17 protein-coding genes are annotated in these 22119 nt (G+C 41.5%); 9 read left to right on the forward strand and 8 right to left on the reverse strand.

The genetic code is table 11. The features are described 5' to 3' along the window. Positions 1-3 precede the first annotated feature (3 nt). The 5 genes from arnT to lplA all read left to right on the forward strand — a co-directional run bounded on the left by arnT (position 4) and on the right by lplA (position 4088). On the forward strand, positions 4-1665 hold the full coding sequence (arnT, locus tag BM135_RS02480; RefSeq protein ID WP_092517457.1) for a lipid IV(A) 4-amino-4-deoxy-L-arabinosyltransferase: 1662 nt from the start codon (positions 4-6) through the stop codon (positions 1663-1665). Next, on the forward strand, positions 1662-2012 hold the full coding sequence (gene arnE / locus BM135_RS02485; protein WP_092517459.1) for a 4-amino-4-deoxy-L-arabinose-phosphoundecaprenol flippase subunit ArnE: 351 nt from the start codon (positions 1662-1664) through the stop codon (positions 2010-2012). The genes arnT and arnE overlap by 4 nt, the downstream gene beginning before the upstream one ends. Beyond that, positions 2009-2413 carry a 4-amino-4-deoxy-L-arabinose-phosphoundecaprenol flippase subunit ArnF gene (gene arnF, locus BM135_RS02490; protein ID WP_092517461.1) on the forward strand — a complete coding sequence of 135 codons (405 nt, stop codon included), beginning with the start codon at positions 2009-2011 and terminating at the stop codon, positions 2411-2413. Before arnE ends, arnF begins: the two co-directional genes overlap by 4 nt. A gap of 99 nt (positions 2414-2512) precedes the next feature. Continuing rightward, positions 2513-2998, forward strand: coding sequence for a C40 family peptidase (locus BM135_RS02495; RefSeq protein WP_092517463.1), 486 nt, complete (start codon positions 2513-2515; stop codon positions 2996-2998). A 73-nt stretch (positions 2999-3071) separates the two neighbouring features. Continuing rightward, entirely contained in the window at positions 3072-4088 is a 1017-nt protein-coding gene (gene lplA / locus BM135_RS02500) for a lipoate--protein ligase (protein WP_092517465.1), read from the forward strand. A gap of 304 nt (positions 4089-4392) precedes the next feature. Here lplA and BM135_RS02505 read toward each other — a convergent pair whose 3' ends face one another. The 7 genes from BM135_RS02505 to ppsR form a co-directional block, all read right to left on the reverse strand. After that, positions 4393-5187 carry a heme ABC transporter ATP-binding protein gene (locus BM135_RS02505; RefSeq protein WP_092517469.1) on the reverse strand — a complete coding sequence of 265 codons (795 nt, stop codon included), beginning with the start codon at positions 5185-5187 and terminating at the stop codon, positions 4393-4395. Then, complete coding sequence (locus BM135_RS02510; RefSeq protein ID WP_092517471.1) at positions 5184-6188, reverse strand: FecCD family ABC transporter permease; 1005 nt, start codon at positions 6186-6188, stop codon at positions 5184-5186. The genes BM135_RS02505 and BM135_RS02510 overlap by 4 nt, the downstream gene beginning before the upstream one ends. Further along, entirely contained in the window at positions 6185-7003 is an 819-nt protein-coding gene (locus BM135_RS02515) for a heme/hemin ABC transporter substrate-binding protein (protein WP_092517474.1), read from the reverse strand. The genes BM135_RS02510 and BM135_RS02515 overlap by 4 nt, the downstream gene beginning before the upstream one ends. After that, a complete protein-coding gene (locus tag BM135_RS02520) occupies positions 7000-8073 on the reverse strand; it encodes a hemin-degrading factor (RefSeq protein WP_092517478.1) in 1074 nt (357 codons plus the stop codon). Before BM135_RS02520 ends, BM135_RS02515 begins: the two co-directional genes overlap by 4 nt. 125 nt (positions 8074-8198) lie before the next feature. After that, a complete protein-coding gene (locus BM135_RS02525; protein ID WP_092517480.1) occupies positions 8199-10226 on the reverse strand; it encodes a TonB-dependent hemoglobin/transferrin/lactoferrin family receptor in 2028 nt (675 codons plus the stop codon). A 508-nt stretch (positions 10227-10734) separates the two neighbouring features. After that, the gene (locus BM135_RS02535; RefSeq protein WP_092517482.1) at positions 10735-11781 is read right to left on the reverse strand and encodes a 3-deoxy-7-phosphoheptulonate synthase; all 1047 of its coding nucleotides are present in this window, start codon (positions 11779-11781) and stop codon (positions 10735-10737) included. Between the two features lie 154 nt (positions 11782-11935). Continuing rightward, positions 11936-12799, reverse strand: a complete 864-nt coding sequence (gene ppsR, locus BM135_RS02540) for a posphoenolpyruvate synthetase regulatory kinase/phosphorylase PpsR (RefSeq protein ID WP_092517484.1) — start codon at positions 12797-12799, stop codon at positions 11936-11938. A 262-nt stretch (positions 12800-13061) separates the two neighbouring features. On the opposite strand from ppsR, the gene ppsA reads away from it, so the two are divergent. Further along, positions 13062-15440 (forward strand): phosphoenolpyruvate synthase, encoded by a 2379-nt coding sequence (gene ppsA, locus BM135_RS02545; RefSeq protein WP_092517486.1) that lies wholly within the window; start codon positions 13062-13064, stop codon positions 15438-15440. A 491-nt stretch (positions 15441-15931) separates the two neighbouring features. On the opposite strand, the gene ydiK is transcribed toward ppsA, so the two are convergent. Beyond that, a complete protein-coding gene (gene ydiK, locus BM135_RS02550; RefSeq protein ID WP_092517488.1) occupies positions 15932-17014 on the reverse strand; it encodes an AI-2E family transporter YdiK in 1083 nt (360 codons plus the stop codon). Between the two features lie 341 nt (positions 17015-17355). Here ydiK and ydiJ point away from each other — a divergent pair, with 341 nt between their 5' ends. The 3 genes from ydiJ (at position 17356) to BM135_RS02565 (ending at position 22015) form a co-directional block, all read left to right on the forward strand. Further along, the gene (gene ydiJ, locus BM135_RS02555) at positions 17356-20427 is read left to right on the forward strand and encodes a D-2-hydroxyglutarate dehydrogenase YdiJ (RefSeq protein WP_092517490.1); all 3072 of its coding nucleotides are present in this window, start codon (positions 17356-17358) and stop codon (positions 20425-20427) included. Continuing rightward, complete coding sequence (locus BM135_RS02560) at positions 20424-20837, forward strand: hotdog fold thioesterase (protein ID WP_092517492.1); 414 nt, start codon at positions 20424-20426, stop codon at positions 20835-20837. The genes ydiJ and BM135_RS02560 overlap by 4 nt, the downstream gene beginning before the upstream one ends. Before the next feature lie 242 nt (positions 20838-21079). Next, positions 21080-22015 (forward strand): L,D-transpeptidase family protein, encoded by a 936-nt coding sequence (locus BM135_RS02565; RefSeq protein ID WP_092517494.1) that lies wholly within the window; start codon positions 21080-21082, stop codon positions 22013-22015. The last annotated feature ends 104 nt before the right edge of the window (positions 22016-22119 follow it).

Below are 22119 nucleotides of genomic sequence, written 5' to 3' on the forward strand. Positions count from 1 at the left end.
AATATGTTAAACACTTGGGTGAGTAAAGCAGGAGCCGTTTTGATGGCTCTTTTTTTAATTCTTACTTACTTATTGCCTCTGGATAGTCGTCTGTTATGGCAGCCGGATGAAACTCGGTATGCTGAAATTAGCCGAGAAATGCTGCAACGTGGGGATTGGATGGTCCCTTATTTTCTGGATATTCGTTATTTTGAAAAACCAGTAGCAGGATATTGGATCAACAACATCAGCCAATGGATTTTTGGTCACAATAATTTTGCTGTTCGTTTTGGCTCTGTGTTCAGTACCCTAATCAGTGCATTTCTTCTCTATCGTTTGGCAATGATGATGTGGAAATGTCGCCAGACTGCTTTTGTTTCCAGCCTGATTTACATTTCCATGTTTATTGTTTTGTCCATTGGTACTTATAGTGTTCTTGACCCTATGTTTTCTTTGTGGGTGACAGCGGGAATTGTGAGCTGTTATTGGGCGCTTAAGGCGGTTACGACCAAAGAACGTATTCTGGCATGGTCTGTTCTAGGGTTAACCTGTGGGATGGCTTTTATGACAAAAGGATTTCTGGCTTTGGCGCTACCCGTGATTGCTATGATACCCATCACGATATACCAGAATCGCTTTTGGGAAATGGTTCGTTTTGGGTCTCTTGCCGTGATTTCCGCTATTTTGATTAGTCTGCCGTGGGTAATTGCGATTGCTCTGCGTGAACCGGATTACTGGCATTATTTCTTTTGGGTAGAACATATACAGCGTTTTGCTTCTGAGGAAGCTCAGCATATTGCACCTATTTGGTATTACTTACCGATATTAATTTTAGGGATAATCCCGTGGTTAGGCTTACTGCCTGGTGCTTTAATCAAAAGTTGGAAAGAGAAAAAAAGTCATCCAGAAATGTTTTTCCTGTTTTGTTGGTTTGTTGTTCCATTTGTCTTTTTCAGTATTGCAAAAGGAAAACTGCCAACTTATATATTGCCCTTCATCGGCCCTTTAGCACTGATGATGGCAAAATATAGTGTCGATTGTGTCAAAAATGGCAATATGAAAGCGTTGAAAATAAATGGACTGGTGAATGTCTTCATCGGATTGCTTGCCATTTTGGTACTTTTTGCTATGAAAACCTTGAATATTTCTTCAATTTATCAGCCTGATGAATGGTTGAAGTGGATGATAGGAATTATTGCCTTTGGCATTTGGGGAGGATTTGGTTATTTATGCTTCATTCGCGATGGTAAATATTGGCTATGGGCTGCTGCCTGTTCAATTATGATCAGCTTATCTATAGGCAGTGCATTGCCGGACAAGACGATAAATTCCAAGCTCCCCCAGCATTTTATTCAACAAAATAAAAAAGAGTTGGCTGACAGTAAATATATTTTGACTCAATCTGTTGGAGTTGGGTCGTCGATTGCGTGGGAGTTAAAACGCAGTGATATTTACATGTATGATCGTCAAGGGGAACTAAAATATGGACTTGATTATCCTGATAGCCAATATCGATATATTACAGGGGAGAGATTTCCTGCATGGTTGGCAAAAGCACGGAAAGAAGGTCAAGTTGCTATCGTTTTTCTCTTATCTTCAAAAGGTAAATTGCCTGAATTACCGGAGCCGGATTTTGTGCGTCGTAACCATAGATTTGCGCTTGTGATTTATAAGAAACAGCCATGAGCAGCAATATAACCTTATTGATTTTGGTTAGTTTACTAACCTGCACAGGACAATTATGCCAGAAACAGGCAGTGACCTGTTGGCAGAAAAAAGATCCCCCTTATAAAGGGGTATTTATGGCGATATGGCTGCTCAGCGCCATTCTTTTATTGAGTATAGGGATGATATTTTGGTTGCGATTATTGCAATTTTTGCCACTGAGTATTGCTTACCCTATGCTTAGTATAAATTTTGTAATAGTGACTTTGATTGGGCAATTTTTGTATCAGGAAAAAGTGGGGCTAAAGCACTGGATGGGGGTTTTAGCAATTATGTTAGGGATTTTATTGATGAGCTTGAGCCAATGAAGGGTTACCTTTGGGGAATAGCAAGTGCCTTGTTAATCACTGTAGCCCAATTGCTATTGAAATGGGGAGTTTCCCACCTACCAGAATTTTCGTTGTCAACGCATTGGCTGGAAATTGACTGGCTTTGGGCAAATCATAATCCTCTATTGCTGATTATGGCCGGATTGGCGGGTTATGCGCTATCCATGTTATGTTGGTTTTTCGCGTTGAAATACCTGCCATTGAATAAAGCGTACCCTATTATCAGCTTGAGTTATGTTTTTGTTTATTTAATGGCGGTTTTATTGCCTTGGTTCAATGAAACCATCTCACTGTTAAAGACATTGGGCATTTTTTTCATCTTATTGGGTGTTTGGTTAATTAGCAGGCCGGAAACAAAGCAATTAAAGAGTGATCGATAAAAAATGACATGTTAGGCAAAGCTCTAACAGAGGTGCTTGTTTTTTTATTTTTCGCTCGATAAAGTTTATCGCTCCTATGTAATGGCTGAGGGAAAGCGGATGGTAATAAGAGTAAGGTATTTATGCTTATTATTTGGTTTCTTTCTAATGGGCTGCACTAATCCTGTATCCAAGTCCAGTTCGCTTCCGTTGAAGGCGGCTCTCTCTGATCCGATAATGGTCATCGTTCAGTTAAGAGATCAACTTGAGCAATGGCATCATACGCCATATCGCTACGGTGGCATAGATAGGCATGGTGTTGATTGTTCTGGCTTTGTTTACCGGACTTTTTATGACCGCTTTAATATCCAGCTGCCCCGGACAACAAGCGAACAAACCAAATTGGGTACACGGATCAGCAAAAATGACCTGATGCCAGGGGATCTTGTGTTTTTCAAAACGGGTAGTGGAAAAAGTGGGTTGCATGTGGGTATTTATGATACTAACAATGAATTCATTCACGCATCCACAAGTAAAGGTGTAATACGTTCTTCTCTTGATAATGTGTATTGGCGTCGTGTTTTTTGGCAAGCCCGTAGAATGTGATTTCATTTTCATCTCATTATTCCGGCAGTGCTTTATGATATCTTAAGGCTCTGTTTTTCTGCCGGAGTCAAAAATGTCCTCATTACGCCTGTTGCTTTCAGATTCTCATGATCCCTGGTTTAACCTTGCTGTTGAAGAATGTATTTTTCGACAGATGCCTCCAAATCAGCGCGTTTTGTTTTTATGGCGTAATGCTAATACTGTTGTGGTTGGACGTGCGCAGAATCCATGGAAAGAGTGTAATACTCGAAAAATGGAGCAAGATGGAATTAAACTGGCTCGGCGTAGCAGTGGGGGTGGCGCGGTTTTCCATGATTTGGGCAATACATGTTTTACTTTTATGGCAGGTAAACCCGAATATGATAAAACTATTTCTACACAAATCATTCTTGAAGGTTTGAAAAAATCAGGAATTCATGCAATAGCTTCTGGTCGCAATGATTTGGTTTTATCTTCTCCTGAAGGGGAGCGTAAAATTTCTGGCTCTGCATATAAGGAAACTAAAGAGAGAGGCTTTCATCATGGAACCTTGTTGATTGATGCAGACTTAAATCGACTTGCTGATTATCTTAATCCAGACCCTAAAAAATTACAGGCGAAAGGTATCACTTCTGTTCGCTCCAGAGTAACGAATTTAACTGAGTTGTTGCCAGATATCACACATGAAACAGTTTGTAAGGGGATTATCGACGCATTTTTTGAATACTTCGGTGAGGCAGCCAAAGCAGAAGTTATTTCACCACAGACTTTGCCTGATTTACCCGGTTTTAGTGATATTTTTGCTAAACAGAGCAGTTGGGAATGGAACTTTGGTCAGGCTCCTGCATTCAGTCATGTATTGGATACACGATTTCGTTGGGGTGGAGTTGAACTGCATGTTGATGTTGAACACGGTGCGATTAGCCGTTGCCAAATGTTCACTGACAGTTTGGAACCTGCTCCGCTTGAAATGTTGTCTGAAAAATTAATCGGAGTGCAGTATCAGCCAGAAACGGTTGGGAAAATGGTTCAGCAAATCAGTGAACAATATCCCACTTTGGATGCAGAATTGCGGCAGTTTAACCACTGGTTGACAAATGAGCTGAAATAATTGAAGAGCGTTCAATAAAATGCAAAAAATGGTCAACGATAGGGTTGACCATAAAGAGTGACACTTATTATAAATGCGGTTCCGAAATATAAATGCTTTTTAAATATTCGAGTAAATGTAGCGCACAATATCGTTGATAACATTTTCTAACATGTTTACCTCCCACATAGGTGGGTTTTTGCTAAAAATATAAAGATAAATAATTAGTTACGTTATTGTGTAAGCTATTTTAAAATTTTTTTTATCTTATCGCTATCTACTCAGTAGATTTCAAATTATTACCAGCGAGGATAAACCACAGTCTTTATTGCCGGAGATAGATTTGTGGCTGGTGAGTTTCAGGATGTTGTGTAACACCTAAATCAGCTTGGTACCATTGTTTAAGAATATCGTCACGCAATACATCTTGTGGAATGCCGGATGCAACTAATCGTCCTTTATGCAATAAAATAATTTTATCGGCATAAAGTGCTGCGAGATTCAAATCATGCAGTACACAGCAGACAGCAATAGGCTGTTGTCGTGTCAGGCGATGAACCAATCGCAGAGTATGTTGCTGGTGATAAAGATCCAGTGCTGAAGTGGGTTCATCCAAAAATAGACAAGATTCAGTAGGTTCAGGATGCCAAAGTTGAGCCAAAACTCTTGCTAATTGAACTCGTTGTTGCTCCCCTCCAGATAACTGCTGATAATTCCTGTTTCTCAGTTCTTCACATTCTGTTAATGCAATAGCTTCATCAATGGCAATTCTCTTGTGTGCACTTTCATGGGGAACACGTCCCATGGCGATGACTTCCTCTACACTAAAAGGGAAAGATAGGGAACTATATTGCCTCATGACTGCACGAATGCGAGCCAGTTGTTGGGTTGGCCAGCGGGAAATAGGAATACCTTTTAATAAACAATCTCCTGAACTGGGAGGGATATAGCCAGTTAACAGGCGCAATAATGTTGATTTTCCCGCTCCATTTGGGCCAATAATTGCTACAACTTCCCCTTGACGCATAGAAAGAGAAACATCTTTGATTATTTGACGCTGCCCAATAAAATAATTTAAATTTTGGGCTTCAAGTAAATTAACTGACATGATCGGTTTCATGATAAACGGCCTCCTGATGGCTTAAGAATAAGCCATAAAAAATAAGGGGCGCCGATCAAACCAGTGATAAGGCCTACTGGCATTTCCGCAGGAGAAACTAACGTTCTGGCTAATGTATCAGCTGTTAACAAAAGACATGCACCGCCCAGAGCTGATATCGGCAGTAACCAAGTATGGTCACCTCCAAACCGTAGTCGGGCAAGATGTGGGATAACTAACCCAATGAAACCAATGACACCGGTTAAAGCGACTGCACATCCGACCAATAAGGCACTCAACAGCAATAATTGATATTTGGTACGTTGGACATTAATGCCTAAATAGTGCGCTTCTTCATCTCCCAGTTGCAACAAATTGAGCTTCCGTGACTGGCTGAATGCCAACAGGCAAATAGGAATAATAAGTGATGCAGCAATAGCCAGAGTTGGCCACTCTATTTGACTGAGTGAACCCATCATCCAAATGGAAAACTGACGTAATTGTTGGTCGTTACTGATATAGCTCAATACGCCAATAAATGACATACATAGTGCATTGATGGCAATGCCTGCAAGCAGTAGCTTTGACAGATTACCATGATTATATTTGTTAAGAATAAATATCAGGGTTGACACCAATAAACTGCCGACAAAGGCTGCGATAATATGTCCGTATAACGCAATGCTGGCAGGTAGGGTGAAAGGCAGAACAATAACCATTGCGACGGTAAGTGCCGCACCACTGCTGATCCCTAATAATCCGGGATCAGCCAGAGGATTACGGAATAACCCTTGCATCACGGCACCAGATATAGCCAGTGCGCCTCCAACGAGGATCGCCAGCAAAATACGTGGTAACCGAATGTTCAACCAAATCTGCCACTGTGGGTCATTCAAAGAGGATTCCCACAATGTTTTAAAGGAAAGTGGCAATGCCCCCATATTTGCTGAGCTAATTGCTAGAAAAAACAACAATAAACCTAGCATTATCAAACCTAGACTGGGGGATTGAGAACGACTCATTGCACTTTCTCCGCAACATCACGGACTTGTTTCATCACAGCAGGTGTTTGCAGACTAAATCCAAGTAGACCCATTTCATCAACAACAACGACCTGTTTTTTCTTTCCTGCTGGTGTGAAGTTCAATCCAGGAAGTTGCCAAACTTTATCCATACCACCCAAAGTTTTTAGCCCTTCGGTACTGATCAGTAGTAAGTCCGGTTTGCTGGCAATAACACCTTCTTGGGATAAAGGACGGTATCCTTTGAAGCCTTGCATTGCATTTTTTGCACCAATAGAGCGGATAATTTGATCTGCTGCTGTTTGTTGCCCAGCCGCCATTGGCATGATGCCTCCGTGGCTCATGACAAAAACAACTTTAGCGGGAATATCTGACATAGCAACATCAGCTAGCTGTTGCTGATATTGGGCAATCAATGCTTCACCACGTTTTTCCTGATTGACCGCCTTGGCGACGGTCATGATTTTTTCAGGAACGGTTTCTAACGAGGTTTTACTGGTCACTTTAATGACTTTTACACCGGAATCTTCGACTTGCTTGAGTGCCAGAGAAGGTTGAGCAGATTCACTTGTGATCACCAGTGATGGGCGCATAGATAAAATCCCTTCTGAATTCAGAACCCTCATATACCCGATATCGGGTAGAGAGAGCAATGCTTTGGGATTTTGGCTGGTACTGTCCCTTGCGACAACGTGCTGTCCTTCGCCAAGTGCAAAAACAATTTCAGACACATCGCCACCAATTGTAACAATGCGTTCAGCAGAGAACACATTGAAAGAGATGGCAAGCATAAATGTTAGAAGCCATTTTTTCATACTATACAAGTTTCCTGTTCTGGTTGCAGTTTAGGCAAAATAACAATTTGTTCACGCCATTGAGCTTGTTCAGGAGTGCCTTCAGTACGTTGGCCGAACAACTGTGCGATTTGATTGCCATTGGCATCAAACAACTCAAGGCTGGTAACGAAGCCACAGTCTGTTGGTTTGCGGGTCACCCAGCTTTCTGCAATGGCATTTTCAATCAGGTGCAGAGTGAAATTGTGGTTGAAAATGTTGAGCCATTTCTGAGCAGAATTTTTTTCCTGATAAGGCATCAGGCGTTCCAGTTTACCCGTAAAAATCTGAACACAGCCACGGTTTCCAACAAAGATCATAATTTCGTTTTGATCTTTATGAACATTTTCAATGACTTGAGTCAGTGCTGAATTATCCACACGATAAGCTAAATCGTCTTTAACTGCATTGAAAATCTGCTGGCGGTTAAGATTGTGGCGTTTCATCATGATGAAGAATTGATGAACGTCAGTCATTGCACGCCACTCTTCATCTAGCTGGGCTTTTAGTTGTTCGGTGACTTCTATATGCTCAGGCACTTCTTCCGGCTGAATCTCCAGCGCTGGGTTTTCACTGATCTGATATTTTTCGATCAGGGCATCCCATGCAGCCATGTCGGTATTACTGGTGGTATAAACTTTATGCAACGCATCGCCTTGACGATCAAAGAATTGAATGCTGTGACGCATACCATTCTTGGCTGTCTCAACCAAAGAAAAAATGCTGTTCCAGTGGTCGAAGAACAAGCGCAGATCAAGTTCACGTGGATTGAGAATCAAACCTACATGCGGGCTGAATTTCGTATTTTCGTAGCGTCCAACCTGTTCATGGACGGCGAAGTCATTACGGGTAATCGCCTTGGTTTCACCAACTGCTGCCAGTTCCTGAAGCAGGGTAGGAGCATCAATATTTAAACGCTTGGCATCAATACCGACACGGCTATGCAATAACTCTCCTTCGCTGACATTAAGGTAAACAGCCAGATCGCGTGCGTATTTAGCTTTGTTTTCTGCTTTGGCTTGTTGGTAACGTTCATAAAGTGACTGATTCACTGTTGCTAACTCCTTAAAAAACGGTGTTTAAAAATAACTTTGTCTTAAAAATAACTTTATCTTAAAAATAACTTTATCTTAAAAATAACGTTGTCTTAGAGCCAAGGTAATGGTCTGTTTGTTATCTACCACTGGTAGCTGACAAACAATTTAGCATTACGACCACTCTGTGGCGCTCCTTGCGATGAGTAATAGGCTTTATCAAAAGCGTTACCCAGTACGACAGAGGTAGTTAACCCTTTTAATGTTCCATCACCGTGATAACTGACGTAGAAGTCATTGACGCCATAACCCGCGTATTGGGTGATCTTCTGATTACGTTCGTTTCTATCACCGTTTATTCCTCTGAGTTTGGTATGTTGAGTAAATTTACCAATCCACCCTATGGAAAAACCTGTTGTGGATAATGGAATGTCCAAAGTGCTGGTTAGGGTGTCAGGGCTGAGGGCTCCTATAGATACTCCAGTTTCTTCGTTTTTGCCAGTCGTATGGTTATAAGCGAGATTCCAGGAGAACCAATCAGAATCATACGTCATGGAAACATCCCAACCCCATATCTTGGATTTTGGAATGTTGATTGATTGTGTGAAACCTTTTCCTATGATAAATGTGATGTAATTTTTTGCCTTAGTATCAAAGTAACTGGCCTTAAATTTCAGGTCATCATTGTTAGTTAATACATCATCGAAACGTAGTCCGAAGCCATATTCCTGAGTTTCATTACTTTCAGGGCGTAGGTTTGGATTGGGTTTCCAGTAGTTTCCAGGGTAATGTCGGGAATCGTTATAGATCTCGCCCATGCTTGGGGCGCGAAATGCCTGTGAATAGGAGACAAATAGCATTGACCAATCTGTAGGGGTAATACTAATAGCACCTTTTGATGACCATTTGTCGGCCTTGATATCGTTATATTTGCTATTTGAGGCTTTGTAATTGTCGTAACGTGTACCCGCTATAAACGAGATAGGCAAATCACGCAGAGTCATTTCGTCTTGTACCCAACCAGATGCAAAGCGGATATCTGCGCTAGGAAACCCTTCTACAATACTGCTACTTGGTTTTTGTTTTTGTTTGTAGACTTCACCACCATAGGTAAATTGATGTGCAGCAAAAGCAGTGGTTCTCAAATGAGAGCGGTTTTCAAGTTTTACGCCATAAGTTTCTTGTTTACGGCCTTCAAAACCTTTGTCTTTACTTTTGTTATTAATATTTATATCGGAATAATAAATATCTGCTCTAGCGTTTAACCAGCTGTATTTCTCAGGGTTTGATTGATAAGACAGCTGAGCATCACGCTGTGCTGTAGTGCGATCTATTCGTTGATTTTCAATGCTGCTTGGAGATTGGGGATTTTTAGGCTCATGTGCTTCATTACGGTAATAACGCAGATTGCCGCTAAGCTTTTGGCTGTCATTGATCTGCCAAGAGCCTTTTGCCAATAGATTACCAATAGTTTCGTCATTCTGGTCTTTTACGCCATTCCCGTAGCGGAGATTACCCACATCACGAGTACCAAATGCAACTAAACCATCAAGCTGCTCTGTTTTACCAAATGTAGTTCCTCCGAATCCCAAACTATGGTCACCGCTTCCTGCACGGCTAAAGACGCGAAATCCGCTATTTTTACCTTCTTCCAATAAATCAGCAGCATCTACGGTTTGATAGGCAATAACACCACCCAGAGCGCCACTACCATATAACAGCGCTGATGGGCCACGAACGACTTCAACCTGCTTGATCAGCGCAGGATCGAGGAATACGCCATTGATATGCCCTGTATCGGTTCCTTGTCGAATGCCATCAACGAGAGTCAAAACGCCTTTTTGGGAGTACCCTCGCATACTGATGTCTTGCCCATTGGCACGATCAGTGCCAGAGATATTGATGCCAGGGATATTACGCAGTAAATCATTCGCATTGCCTGCAACTTGATTGTTGGCTGAATTGCCTTCAATGACTGTAACCATCATGGGGGCTTCAAAACTGTCACGTTGGTTGCCAGTGGCATATACAGTCAAAGTATCCTTGGATGATTTATCTTTTTCGGCATGCTCTGTTGAATGTACTGTTGCTGCATTCGCAGAAGATAAACTCGCGAGAATGACGACACTCAATGTAGACAGTTTCAGGCTTGGTGGTTTAATTAGAGTCACGCAGGTCAATCTCCATGCTGAAATAGTGTGTTTTTTGAATACAAATCACTGAACACAATTAACTAAAAACCTCGCTGATATTCAGCAGGTGAGCTTGTTCGGTTTCTTATTGCCTCAGAATAAATTGGCTGGATTTGGTCGGGTGTAACTGGAAAATTTGCTGTGATAGCAAATTTCCATAGCATGACCTTCCCGATAGCTGTTGACCATCGATGCAATTAATCTTGACAGAATCATTGAATAGATCGGGAAGAATCTGTTGTTGCAGGAGGCTAGTGTAGCAACGTTGATAATGTGCTAATTTTTCCATAACCATATTTTAACAATAATTATTCTGATATTGAGAATAATTATCGTTTCAATGATGGTTAACTTCAAGTTATTTTTTTATACCTGAATTTGAGTAATAGTATTTTGATTTTAAATGAGTATTATTTTGATTTTAAATGATTTGTTTTTGTAGATGACTGGCTCCATCAAGTGTCAGGAGCCAGAATAAGGAAAGGATTCAGAAACGATTTTTCATGGCTTCGTCTAGGATATTGATAAATTTCTCTGTATCCTGCCAACCAAGACATGGGTCAGTAATCGATTGTCCGTATGTCAAAGATTCTCCCTGGTTTACTTTTTGTGTCCCCTCGACTAAAAAGCTTTCGGCCATAACACCAGCAATGGCTGTTGAACCGGATTGAATTTGCTCACCAATATTTCTGGCTATATCCAGCTGACGACGATGAATTTTCTGGCAATTAGCATGGCTACAATCCACAATCAAACGTTGAGGTAAGTGGAATTCACGTAGCTTATGGCAGGTTGTTGCAATATCTTCGGCACTGTAATTCGGTTTTTTCCCACCACGCATAATAATATGTCCATAAGGATTCCCGTTGGTCTGATAAATGGTCATCTGACCGTTTTTATCAGGGGACAAAAATATATGTTTGGTGCGTGCTGCACGTATTGCATCAATGGCGATAAGCGTATTGCCATCCGTCCCATTTTTAAAGCCAACTGGACATGACAAGGCAGAGGCCATTTCTCGGTGAATTTGACTCTCTGTCGTTCTGGCACCGATAGCTCCCCAACTAATTAAATCGGCAATGTATTGACCGGTGACCATATCCAGAAATTCTGTCGCAGTCGGGACGCCCAACTCATTAATATCAATGAGTAGCTTGCGGGCAAGGGCGACCCCTTTATTGATTTGGCAAGAGCCATCCAATATAGGATCTGAAATCAAGCCTTTCCAGCCAACGACTGTTCTCGGTTTCTCGAAATAAGTTCGCATCACAATTTCTAGATTGTGCTGATATTTTTCGCGTAGAGTGCGTAAACGGGAGGCATAATCAAGAGCCGCATCAATATCATGAATGGAACAGGGACCAATAATGACCAGTAAACGTTGATCGTCGCCTGTCAGGATGGATTCAATACGCTTTCGTGACAATGTCACATTTTGCAAGGTCTTGTCTGATATAGGATATTGTTCTGCAAGCTTTTTAGGTGTTATCAGGCTATCAATGCGGTGGGTTTTTAACTCATCTGTTCTGTACATATACTTTCTCGAATTTTACTTCACATTGAGACAGTGTCTGAAATGACTGGGGAATCACAATAACTCAACTTCCAACAAATTCAGCAGACAATCATGATATTTATGTGAGAAAGTGTTGTGAATAAATTTTGTCAAATATGTTTATATTTTGAAATCAGAACATACGACGTTTTAGCCCCATTTGATCAATAATTTTGGCTGAAATCTCTTCGACAGAATAATTAGTGGTATTTAGGTAGTTAATATTATTTTTCCGGAATAAAGCTTCAACTTCAGCAATTTCGATCCGACATTGTCGTAATGAAGCATAACGACTATTTTCCCGCCGTTCTTCACGAATGGCAGTAAGCCTTTCCGGGCTAATAGTTAGACCAAATAATTTATGCTGAAAAGGTTTCAAGGCTACAGGTAATTGTAAATTATCCATATCGTCTGCGGTGAAAGGATAATTTGCTGCCTGAATGCCAAATTGCATTGCAAGATAGAGGCTGGTTGGTGTTTTTCCACAACGGGATACCCCAAGAATAATCACTTGAGCCTGATCAAGATTACGTAGTGAAATACCATCATCATGGGCGAGAGCGTAATCAATGGCAGCAATGCGTGCATCGTACTGCCCCAGGTTTTTTTTAGATAAACCATGAGTTCGATGTAATTCTGGTTTGGGTTCTAAGCCGATTTCTTGCTGTAATGGGGCAACCAATGTTTGAACAATATCCTGACAGAATCCATTGCTACAGGTGATAATACTTTTGATTTCATCTGAAATAATGGAGTAAAAAACTAACGGCCTGATTTGGGTTTGCTGATATATCGCGTTTATTTGCTCTCTGACTTCTTCGGCTCTGGTTTTGTTCGTCACGAAAGGTAAGGTATAGGAAGTAAAGGCAATGGGAAATTGAGACAACACTGCGTGACCCAATACTTCTGCTGTGATTGCTGTTCCATCAGAAATAAAAAATACGCTGCGTTCAAGTATTTCGTTTTCAGGTAATTGGGAGGTATGAGTTTCTATCATTATCTCTTTTCTTTTATTGTTATACCCTTCATATTTCAAATAGCTGCTTTGTCGTCGTGTTGCAACTTGAAATCTATTGAGTATAGATTGATATCAGTATGCTCTATTTTTCAGATTATACCTGCAAAAAAATAATATTGTTGGGTTGATCGATTCACCTTTCTATATATGGCAAGACAATGTGCTAGGCTATTTTCTGCTGTGAAGAACAGCCTTAATTTTCCGACTTGTACCTCCGAATGTAAAAAAAGGATAGTTTCTGATGTCCAATAGTGGCCTCACTCCAAGCAATGTGCTCTGGTATAACCAATTAGGCATGAATGATGTTAATCGGGTCGGTGGTAAAAACGCCTCTCTTGGCGAGATGATCACCAATCTGGCTGAACTTGGCGTGTCTGTTCCAAATGGTTTTGCTACAACTGCACAGGCATTTAATGATTTTCTGGAACAAAGTGGTGTGAATCAGCGCATTTATCAATTACTGGATGAAACCAATGTTGATGATGTTAATCAATTGGCTAAAGCTGGCGCACAGATTCGTCAGTGGGTGATTGATACGCCATTTACATCTCAACTTGAAAACGATATCCGTGATGCTTATCTGCAATTGTCTGAAGGCGAACCTGATGCCTCTTTTGCCGTGCGTTCTTCCGCAACAGCAGAAGATATGCCGGATGCTTCTTTTGCTGGACAACAAGAAACTTTCTTGAATGTGCAAGGCATTGATGCGGTTATGGTTGCCATCAAGCATGTCTTTGCATCACTTTTTAATGATCGCGCCATTTCTTATCGTGTCCATCAGGGGTATAACCACCGCGGCGTTGCGCTCTCTGCGGGAGTACAGCGCATGGTACGTTCTGATTTGGCCTCGTCTGGGGTGATGTTCACGATTGATACAGAGTCAGGTTTTGATCAGGTTGTATTTATTACATCAGCTTATGGTCTGGGGGAGATGGTCGTGCAGGGAGCGGTAAACCCTGATGAGTTTTATGTCCATAAACCCACGTTGAAAAATAACCGTCCTGCAATAGTGCGCCGCAATCTCGGCTCTAAAAAAATACGCATGGTTTATGCAGACAGCAAAGAGCATGGGAAACAAGTTCGCACGGAAGATGTATCAGATGAATTGTGCAATCGTTTCTCTTTGACCGACAGTGAAGTAGAAGAGCTGGCCGGACAGGCCTTATTGATCGAAAAACATTATGGTCGTCCGATGGATATCGAATGGGCGAAAGATGGGCACAATGGAAAGCTATATATTGTGCAGGCCCGTCCTGAAACTGTCCGTTCAAATCAGCAGGTAATGGAACGCTACCAACTCAATGAGCCAGGCCGTGTTTTGGTGGAAGGCCGCGCGATTGGATATCGTATCGGTGTTGGAACGGTCAAGGTTATCCATAATCTTAGTGAAATGGATCGTATTCAAGTGGGTGATGTGTTGGTAACTGACATGACTGACCCAGATTGGGAACCGATCATGAAAAAAGCAGCGGCCATTGTCACCAATCGTGGTGGGCGCACTTGCCATGCAGCCATTATCGCTCGTGAACTGGGTATCCCCGCCGTTGTTGGTTGTGGCGATGCTACTGAGCGCCTGAAAGAAGGTCAGCAGGTAACAGTTTCTTGTTCGGAAGGTGATACTGGTTACGTTTATCAGAATAAATTGGATTTCAGCATCCAGAGTTCCGAAATTGATAAACTGCCAGAGCTGGATGTGAAGATCATGATGAATGTGGGTAATCCTGATCGCGCATTTGACTTCGCATGTTTGCCAAATGAAGGGGTTGGTCTGGCGCGGCTGGAGTTTATCATTAACCGAATGATCGGTGTGCATCCTCGTGCTCTACTCGAATTCTCCGAACAGACTCCAGCATTGAAAGAACAAATTAAATCGTTGATGGTTGGTTATGATGATCCTGTTGAGTTTTATGTAGGGAGATTGACAGAAGGGATTGCAACATTGGCAGCAGCATTCTGGCCTAAACGAGTGATCGTCCGCTTATCAGATTTCAAATCCAATGAATATGCGAACTTGGTTGGTGGAGACATGTATGAACCGCACGAAGAAAACCCGATGTTAGGTTTTCGTGGTGCCGGGCGCTACGTCTCTGATAGCTTCCGTCAATGTTTTGCTTTGGAGTGTGAGGCAGTCAAACGAGTACGCAATGTGATGGGGTTAACTAATGTTGAAGTGATGATTCCATTTGTACGTACAGTAGCTCAGGCTGAAGCTGTAATATCAGAGTTGGCATCTCAAGGCTTGAAGCGTGGTGAGAATGGACTGAAAATTATCATGATGTGTGAAATTCCGTCGAATGCGTTATTGGCAGATCAGTTCCTTGAACATTTTGACGGTTTCTCAATTGGCTCAAATGATATGACGCAATTGGCTTTAGGGTTAGATCGCGATTCTGGTGTGGTATCCGAATTATTCGATGAACGTAATGATGCAGTGAAACAATTGCTTTCTATGGCGATTCAAGCAGCTAAACGTCAGGGAAAATATGTCGGCATTTGTGGACAAGGCCCTTCGGATCATGAAGATTTTGCGGAATGGTTAATGAAAGAGGGAATTGATAGCTTATCGTTGAATCCTGATACAGTCATGAAAACGTGGATTTCTTTAGCTGGAAATCACTAATAGAATTTAATTCAGGCCTGAATCAAAAAGCCTGTTAGAATACTTGCAGGCTTTTATGTTGTATGTAACATAATCTTTTTTAGTATGGTTGGTTAATTACAGAGAATATAAAATACATAAAAAAAAAGCCTATCATGGGCTGACAGGCAAAGACTACACACAGCAATATATATTACTTCATTGAACCCGGACTATGGCGTTATAGTCCGGGCTGGCAATACTCTAGGAAGCATTTATTTCGATGAAATAAATACTAATTTAATAAATGAGTTTATTCATTAAGAATCCTCTTAATAAATGGAAATTAGAAAAGAAAATTCATAAAAATAACTTTTTGCAACAATTGCCTTAGTGGTTTTTATTTGTTTTGAAATATTAATTTGTATTTTATATTTAATCTGTGTGATTCATTCACAGTAATTATAACTGCGCGGAAATATTATTTTCCCGCGCAGTTATTCGATTATGTCACGTACTTTTTTTCGGCATGTTTATTCCATATCTTCCATTTTGTCCTCAGGCTTAGGAATTTCATTTATCCATGCTAATAGTAAGCTGTAAGAAATAGCCAATACAACAGGCCCAATAAATAATCCGATAACACCCAGTGAAAGTATTCCGCCGATTACACCGGTAAGAATTAATATCATAGGTAAATTAGCACCAAGACGAATTAAGAAGGGACGCAGGACACCATCCATTGTGGTTAGTATCAAGCTCCAGATAACTAAAATAGTTCCCCAGGTTGTTTCTCCAGTCCAATAAAGCCATGCAATAGATGGAATGAGGACGAGTAAAGGCCCAAGCTGGGCAACACAGCATACAAACATCAGAACTGTTAATAGCATTGAATAAGGAATGCCAGCAATTGCCAGCCCGATTCCACCTGCGATGGCTTGAACCAGCGCTGTTACAACTACGCCAAGGGCTACGGCTCGAATGGATTGAGCGGCCAGCAACACTACGGCATCACCTCTTTTATCTGCCAGCCGGATGGCAAAATGGCGAATGCTCAGCATAACCTGCTCACCTTTCCAATAAAGTAATACACTGAACATTACCATGAGTGCCAGATGAAAAAGAAAGCGTCCGGCATTGGCTGCTTGGGTTAAAAACCATGTTGCTGCTTTACCGATATAAGGGGGAATTTTGTTGAGAAGCATGTTACTGCCATCAGCAACCAAATCCTGCCATTTAAGATATAAGTCATCGCCAATGACGGGTATTCTATTGAGCCACTCCAGTTGTGGAAGTTGGAAAGAAGACGGGGATTTTGCCCATGCAATCAATGGCGCGCTATTTTCCACTAAGCTGCTGACAAGTAGTGCTATCGGGATAACAAATAATAAGACCAGTAGCAACGTCATGATGAAAACAGCAATCCAGCGTTTTCCCCATAACCGTTGCTGTAATTTTTCCAATAATGGCCAAGTTGCGATAACTACCATTCCTGCCCAAATAAATCCCAAAATAAAGGGACTTAAGACCCAAAAGCTGGTGGTAATTAGCAATAAAATGAAAAATAGTGCAAATAACAGCCTGGGTAGATCTTGATATGATTGCGATTTTTCCATGAAATTATTTCTCGTGGTAATTAAAAATACTATTGGCAGTTACAATGGTAATTAAATATAACGTTATTTCACTGATTGCTCAAAATTGATAAATATTGTGATATGGTTGAAAGCTTACCTACTCAGAAGCCAGAAAATTATCTGAGTTACGCTATCCAAGATAGTATTATATACCCAATGGATTTCAAGATGCATCGCGGCGGCAAGGGAGCGAATCCCTAGGAGCATAGATAACTATGCGACTGGGGTGAGTGAGCGCAGCCAACAAAGAGGCAACTTGAAAGACGAAGGGTATAGATAAAGCAATGTGGATACTTATTAGAACAAGGGGCAATTAGCCAATGATCCCACGTATATCACAAGCCCCCTATGTCAGTGAACTGACACAGGATTATTTGACTGCACTGAAAGATACTGGCTTTACTGGAGACACAACCAGTAGCTATGCCGATAGGCTGGCTATGGCGACAGATAACAGTATTTATCAGCTGTTGCCACAAGCCGTTGTATTTCCACGCTCCAGTGCCGATGTTGCACTATTGACAAGGGTAGCGGGAGAGAAACGTTTTAAGACTCTGACATTTACTCCACGTGGTGGGGGAACGGGTACGAATGGACAATCACTTAACAATGGCATTGTGGTGGATATGTCCCGCTATATGAATCGTATTCTGGAAATCAACCCAGAACAGGGATGGGTAAGAGTAGAAGCCGGTGTCATTAAAGATCAACTTAATCAATATCTAAAACCTTTCGGTTATTTTTTCTCTCCAGAACTTTCAACCAGTAATCGTGCTACGTTGGGCGGTATGATCAATACAGATGCTTCCGGTCAGGGATCACTGGTTTATGGTAAAACCTCGGATCACGTACTTGGTGTACGTGCTGTTTTATTAGGGGGGGAAATGTTAGATACCCGTCCTATGAGCACAGCATTGGCGGAATCGATTGCTCAAGAAGAGAGTGTTATTGGTCGTGTGTATAAAACGGTATTGGAACGTTGTCGTGAACAACGGGCATTGATCATTGAGAAATTCCCCAAAATCAATAGATTTCTGACCGGATACGATTTGCGCTATGTATTCAGCGACGATATGCAGTCTTTTGATCTCACTCGTATTTTAACGGGATCAGAAGGTACTTTGGCCTTCATTACAGAAGCGACACTAGATATCACGCCGCTACCCAAAGTCAGGCGATTGGTGAATATCAAATATGACTCCTTTGATTCTGCCCTGCGCAACGCCCCTTTTATGGTGGAAGCCAAAGCGCTTTCAGTTGAGACAGTAGACTCTAAGGTACTAAATTTAGCGCGTGAAGATATCATCTGGCATTCAGTGAAAGAATTGATTACTGATGTACCTGATAAGGATATGCAAGGTCTGAATATTGTCGAGTTCAGTGGCAATAATGAACAAATAATTGATCAGCAATTACAAGAGCTTTGTTTGCGTCTTGATGAATTAATGGAAAAAAATCAGGCGGGAATTATTGGTTATCAGACGTGCCATGACTTGATGGATATTGAGCGTATTTATGCTATGCGGAAAAAATCCGTCGGATTATTAGGCAATAGCAAAGGTGCAGCTAAACCAATTCCATTTGTCGAGGATACGTGTGTACCTCCTCAGCATCTTGCGGATTATATCGTTGAATTTCGCCAGATTTTGGATAGCTATAAACTGAATTACGGGATGTTTGGGCATGTAGATGCAGGTGTTTTGCATGTGCGTCCTGCATTGGATATGTGTGATCCTCAACAGGAAATCTTGATGAAACAGATTTCTGATGAAGTTGTTCATTTGACGGCCAAGTATGGCGGTTTGTTATGGGGAGAACATGGGAAGGGGTTTAGAGCAGAGTATAGCCCTGCCTTTTTTGGTGAGGTTTTGTATGACGAGCTGCGTCGGATAAAAGCGGCATTTGATCCACTTAATCGACTAAATCCGGGAAAAATTTGTCCACCAATTGGAATAGATGCTCCAATGATGAGAGTCGATGCAGCTAAACGCGGGACTTATGATCGTACTATTCCTGTCAATGTAAGAGCTGCATTCCGCGGAGCTATGGAATGTAATGGTAATGGATTATGCTTCAATTTTGATGTTAGAAGCCCTATGTGCCCATCAATGAAAATCAGCCAGCATCGCATCCATTCTCCCAAAGGTAGAGCAACTTTGGTTAGAGAATGGTTGCGACTTTTGACAGAGCAAGGGGTTGAACCCAAGTTATTGGAACATGGGCTGACTCAGGCGCGCCCAAGCCTGCGGGGTTTGATTGAAAAGACTCGCAATAGTTGGCAGGCGTGGCGAGGTGAATATGACTTTTCACATGAAGTCAAAGAGGCAATGTCAGGTTGTTTAGCCTGTAAAGCTTGTTCAACACAATGCCCGATCAAAATTGATGTACCTTCATTCCGCTCGCGCTTTTTAGCTCTGTATCACAGCCGTTACCTGCGTCCATTGCACGATTACATTGTTGCCAGTGTTGAGCACAGTACGCCATTAATGGCAAAGGCGCCGCGAGTATTTAATTTTTTCCTGCAACAAGCATGGGTACAAAAAATCAGCCAGCATACCATTGGTATGGTTGATCTGCCGTTACTCTCCTATCCGACATTGCAACAGCAACTTACTGGCCATTATGCAGCAAGGACAACGTTGGAACAGTTGGAAGGCTTATCGCCATTTCAGCGTGAGCAGCATGTGCTTATTGTTCAAGATCCTTTTACAAGTTATTACGATGCGAAAGTAGTCACTGATTTTGTGCAATTGGCAGAAAAGTTGGGATATAAACCCGTCTTACTGCCATTCTCACCTAATGGAAAAGCACTGCATATCAAAGGATTCCTGAATCGATTTGCTAAAACGGCGGGTAAAACGGCTGATTTCCTTAATCGAATAGCACGTCTGAATATTCCCATGATAGGCGTCGATCCAGCGCTCGTTCTGTGTTATCGAGATGAATACAACGATATTCTCGGTGAACAGAGAGGCAGTTTTAAAGTTCAATTGGTGCATGAATGGCTAACCATCATCCTATCGAAAAAAATGCCACAAAAGAAAAGCGACACTTCAATGTTCGGACATGATTGGTATCTACTGGGACACTGTACAGAAGTGACGGCATTACCTAATAGCGGTAAACAGTGGACTGATATCTTTCGCCATTTTGGCCATCAATTGAATAGTGTCAGTATTGGATGTTGCGGTATGGCAGGCACATATGGTCATGAAAAGAAAAATCTGGAGAGATCCATTGGTATTTATAAACTTTCATGGGCACCAGCACTGAAAAATCTATCTTTAGAATATTGTCTGAGCACAGGGTATTCATGCCGCAGTCAGGTGAAACGTATAGAAGGAAAGCCACTTAAACATCCATTACAAGCCTTATTGGAGATAATGCCGTGATTTGGAAACGTAATATAGATGTGCATGCACTTAATCAATTTAATGATAAATCTATCGTAAAACATGTAGGGATCGAGTTTACTCAGATTGGTGATGATTTTATTGAAGGAATAATGCCAGTCGATCAACGAACTAAACAACCATTCGGGATTCTGCATGGTGGGGCATCTGTAGTATTGGCTGAAACTCTCGGTTCATTTGCAGGTTATCTTTGTTCGGAAGGTGATCAGAAAGTGGTGGGGGTAGAAATTAATGCGAACCACCTTAGATCTGTTCGTGAAGGTATGGTTAAAGGGATTTGTAAGCCCATCCATCTTGGTCGTTCACATCAAGTTTGGCAGATTGATATCTATAATGATCAAAAAGAACTATGCTGCACATCCCGCCTGACAACGGCAGTTTTGTCTTAGTTTTATCCTTTTGTTTTATCGTGCTTTTGTTCTTGCCAGTATTTTGCTGGCAGGAACAGCATTGCAATTTGAAGATTATTCAGTAGAAAACGTTAGAAAGTTTAGAATATGTTAGAAATAGTCTACAAGAACTGAATCTTGTCAAGGTTTCTCTTTAATTGAATTGAATGATATAGAATACTTTTGCAAAGTAGGCTATTAATCAACCATAAACATTCAAGTATCATTTTCAGGAAGCACGTATGAAGCGATTTTTAACTTTTGTCGGCATGTTCTTGATTGGCATGTTAACGTTCAGTGGAGTGACTAATATCGCCCATGCTATTGAATATCCATTGCCTCCTGCTAACAGTCGTCTGATTGGCGAAAATTCCATTTATACTGTGCCTGATGACGGGCTTTCGTTGGAATCCATTGCAGCCAAATACCAAATCGGTTTATTGGCGATGTTGGAAGCAAATCCAGGTATTGATCCTTATTTACCTGAATTTGGTACCGAGTTAATTATTCCATCACAGATGCTGCTTCCGGATACTCCCCGACAAGGAATTGTTATTAATCTAGCTGAACTTAGGCTCTATTATTTCCCTGAGGGAAAAAATTATGTCGTTGTGTATCCTATTGGCATAGGTCAGCTTGGGCGCGATACGCCAATCATGACAACATCAGTTAGTCAGTTAATCAAGAATCCAACATGGACACCAACCGCTAATATTCGCAAGGATTACGCCAGTAGAGGAATTATTTTACCTGATGTGGTTCCCGCAGGTCCGGATAACCCAATGGGGGATTTTGCCTTACGTTTGTCCGCTGGGCGTGGTGAATATCTGATCCATGGTACCAATGCCAATTTTGGCATTGGTATGCGTATTAGTTCAGGATGTATTCGTTTGCGACCTGATGATATTGAGGATTTGTTTCGAATGGTTCCACGAGGAACGCGAGTTCAGATCATTAATGAACCTGTGAAATATGCAATAGAGCTAGATGGTAAGCGCTATGTGGAAGTTCATCAGCCACTTTCTAATAAAGAGACAGATAATCCACAGATGATGCCGATCCTACGCTCTGAAGGCTTAATGAAATTTATTGATAATCGTGGAACAGATGAGGTTCTTGTTGACCAAGCTATTATTCGTCGATCAGGAATGCCGGTGCAGGTGAATACCGGGCTATAAAGTACCATCATTACATCAACCAGAACCAATCTATCAGCCTGAATTCTAAGATATTTTAAGTTTTATAGAGGATGGCGGAAATAAATGGCGTACGATGGTACACC

Origin of the sequence: Xenorhabdus japonica (assembly GCF_900115195.1) — a bacterium.
Classification (GTDB): Bacteria; Pseudomonadota; Gammaproteobacteria; order Enterobacterales; family Enterobacteriaceae; genus Xenorhabdus; species Xenorhabdus japonica.

Bases quoted from the DNA above. Each gene is read 5' to 3' on its own strand.
- arnT (WP_092517457.1), top strand. From the start codon at position 4: ATGTTAAACACTTGGGTGAGTAAAGCAGGAGCCGTTTTGATGGCTCTT.
- arnE (WP_092517459.1), top strand. From the start codon at position 1,662: ATGAGCAGCAATATAACCTTATTGATTTTGGTTAGTTTACTAACCTGC.
- arnF (WP_092517461.1), top strand. From the start codon at position 2,009: ATGAAGGGTTACCTTTGGGGAATAGCAAGTGCCTTGTTAATCACTGTA.
- BM135_RS02495 (WP_092517463.1), top strand. From the start codon at position 2,513: ATGGTAATAAGAGTAAGGTATTTATGCTTATTATTTGGTTTCTTTCTA.
- lplA (WP_092517465.1), top strand. From the start codon at position 3,072: ATGTCCTCATTACGCCTGTTGCTTTCAGATTCTCATGATCCCTGGTTT.
- BM135_RS02505 (WP_092517469.1), bottom strand. From the start codon at position 5,187: ATGAAACCGATCATGTCAGTTAATTTACTTGAAGCCCAAAATTTAAAT.
- BM135_RS02510 (WP_092517471.1), bottom strand. From the start codon at position 6,188: ATGAGTCGTTCTCAATCCCCCAGTCTAGGTTTGATAATGCTAGGTTTA.
- BM135_RS02515 (WP_092517474.1), bottom strand. From the start codon at position 7,003: ATGAAAAAATGGCTTCTAACATTTATGCTTGCCATCTCTTTCAATGTG.
- BM135_RS02535 (WP_092517482.1), bottom strand. From the start codon at position 11,781: ATGTACAGAACAGATGAGTTAAAAACCCACCGCATTGATAGCCTGATA.
- ppsR (WP_092517484.1), bottom strand. From the start codon at position 12,799: ATGATAGAAACTCATACCTCCCAATTACCTGAAAACGAAATACTTGAA.
- ppsA (WP_092517486.1), top strand. From the start codon at position 13,062: ATGTCCAATAGTGGCCTCACTCCAAGCAATGTGCTCTGGTATAACCAA.
- ydiK (WP_092517488.1), bottom strand. From the start codon at position 17,014: ATGGAAAAATCGCAATCATATCAAGATCTACCCAGGCTGTTATTTGCA.
- ydiJ (WP_092517490.1), top strand. From the start codon at position 17,356: ATGATCCCACGTATATCACAAGCCCCCTATGTCAGTGAACTGACACAG.
- BM135_RS02565 (WP_092517494.1), top strand. From the start codon at position 21,080: ATGAAGCGATTTTTAACTTTTGTCGGCATGTTCTTGATTGGCATGTTA.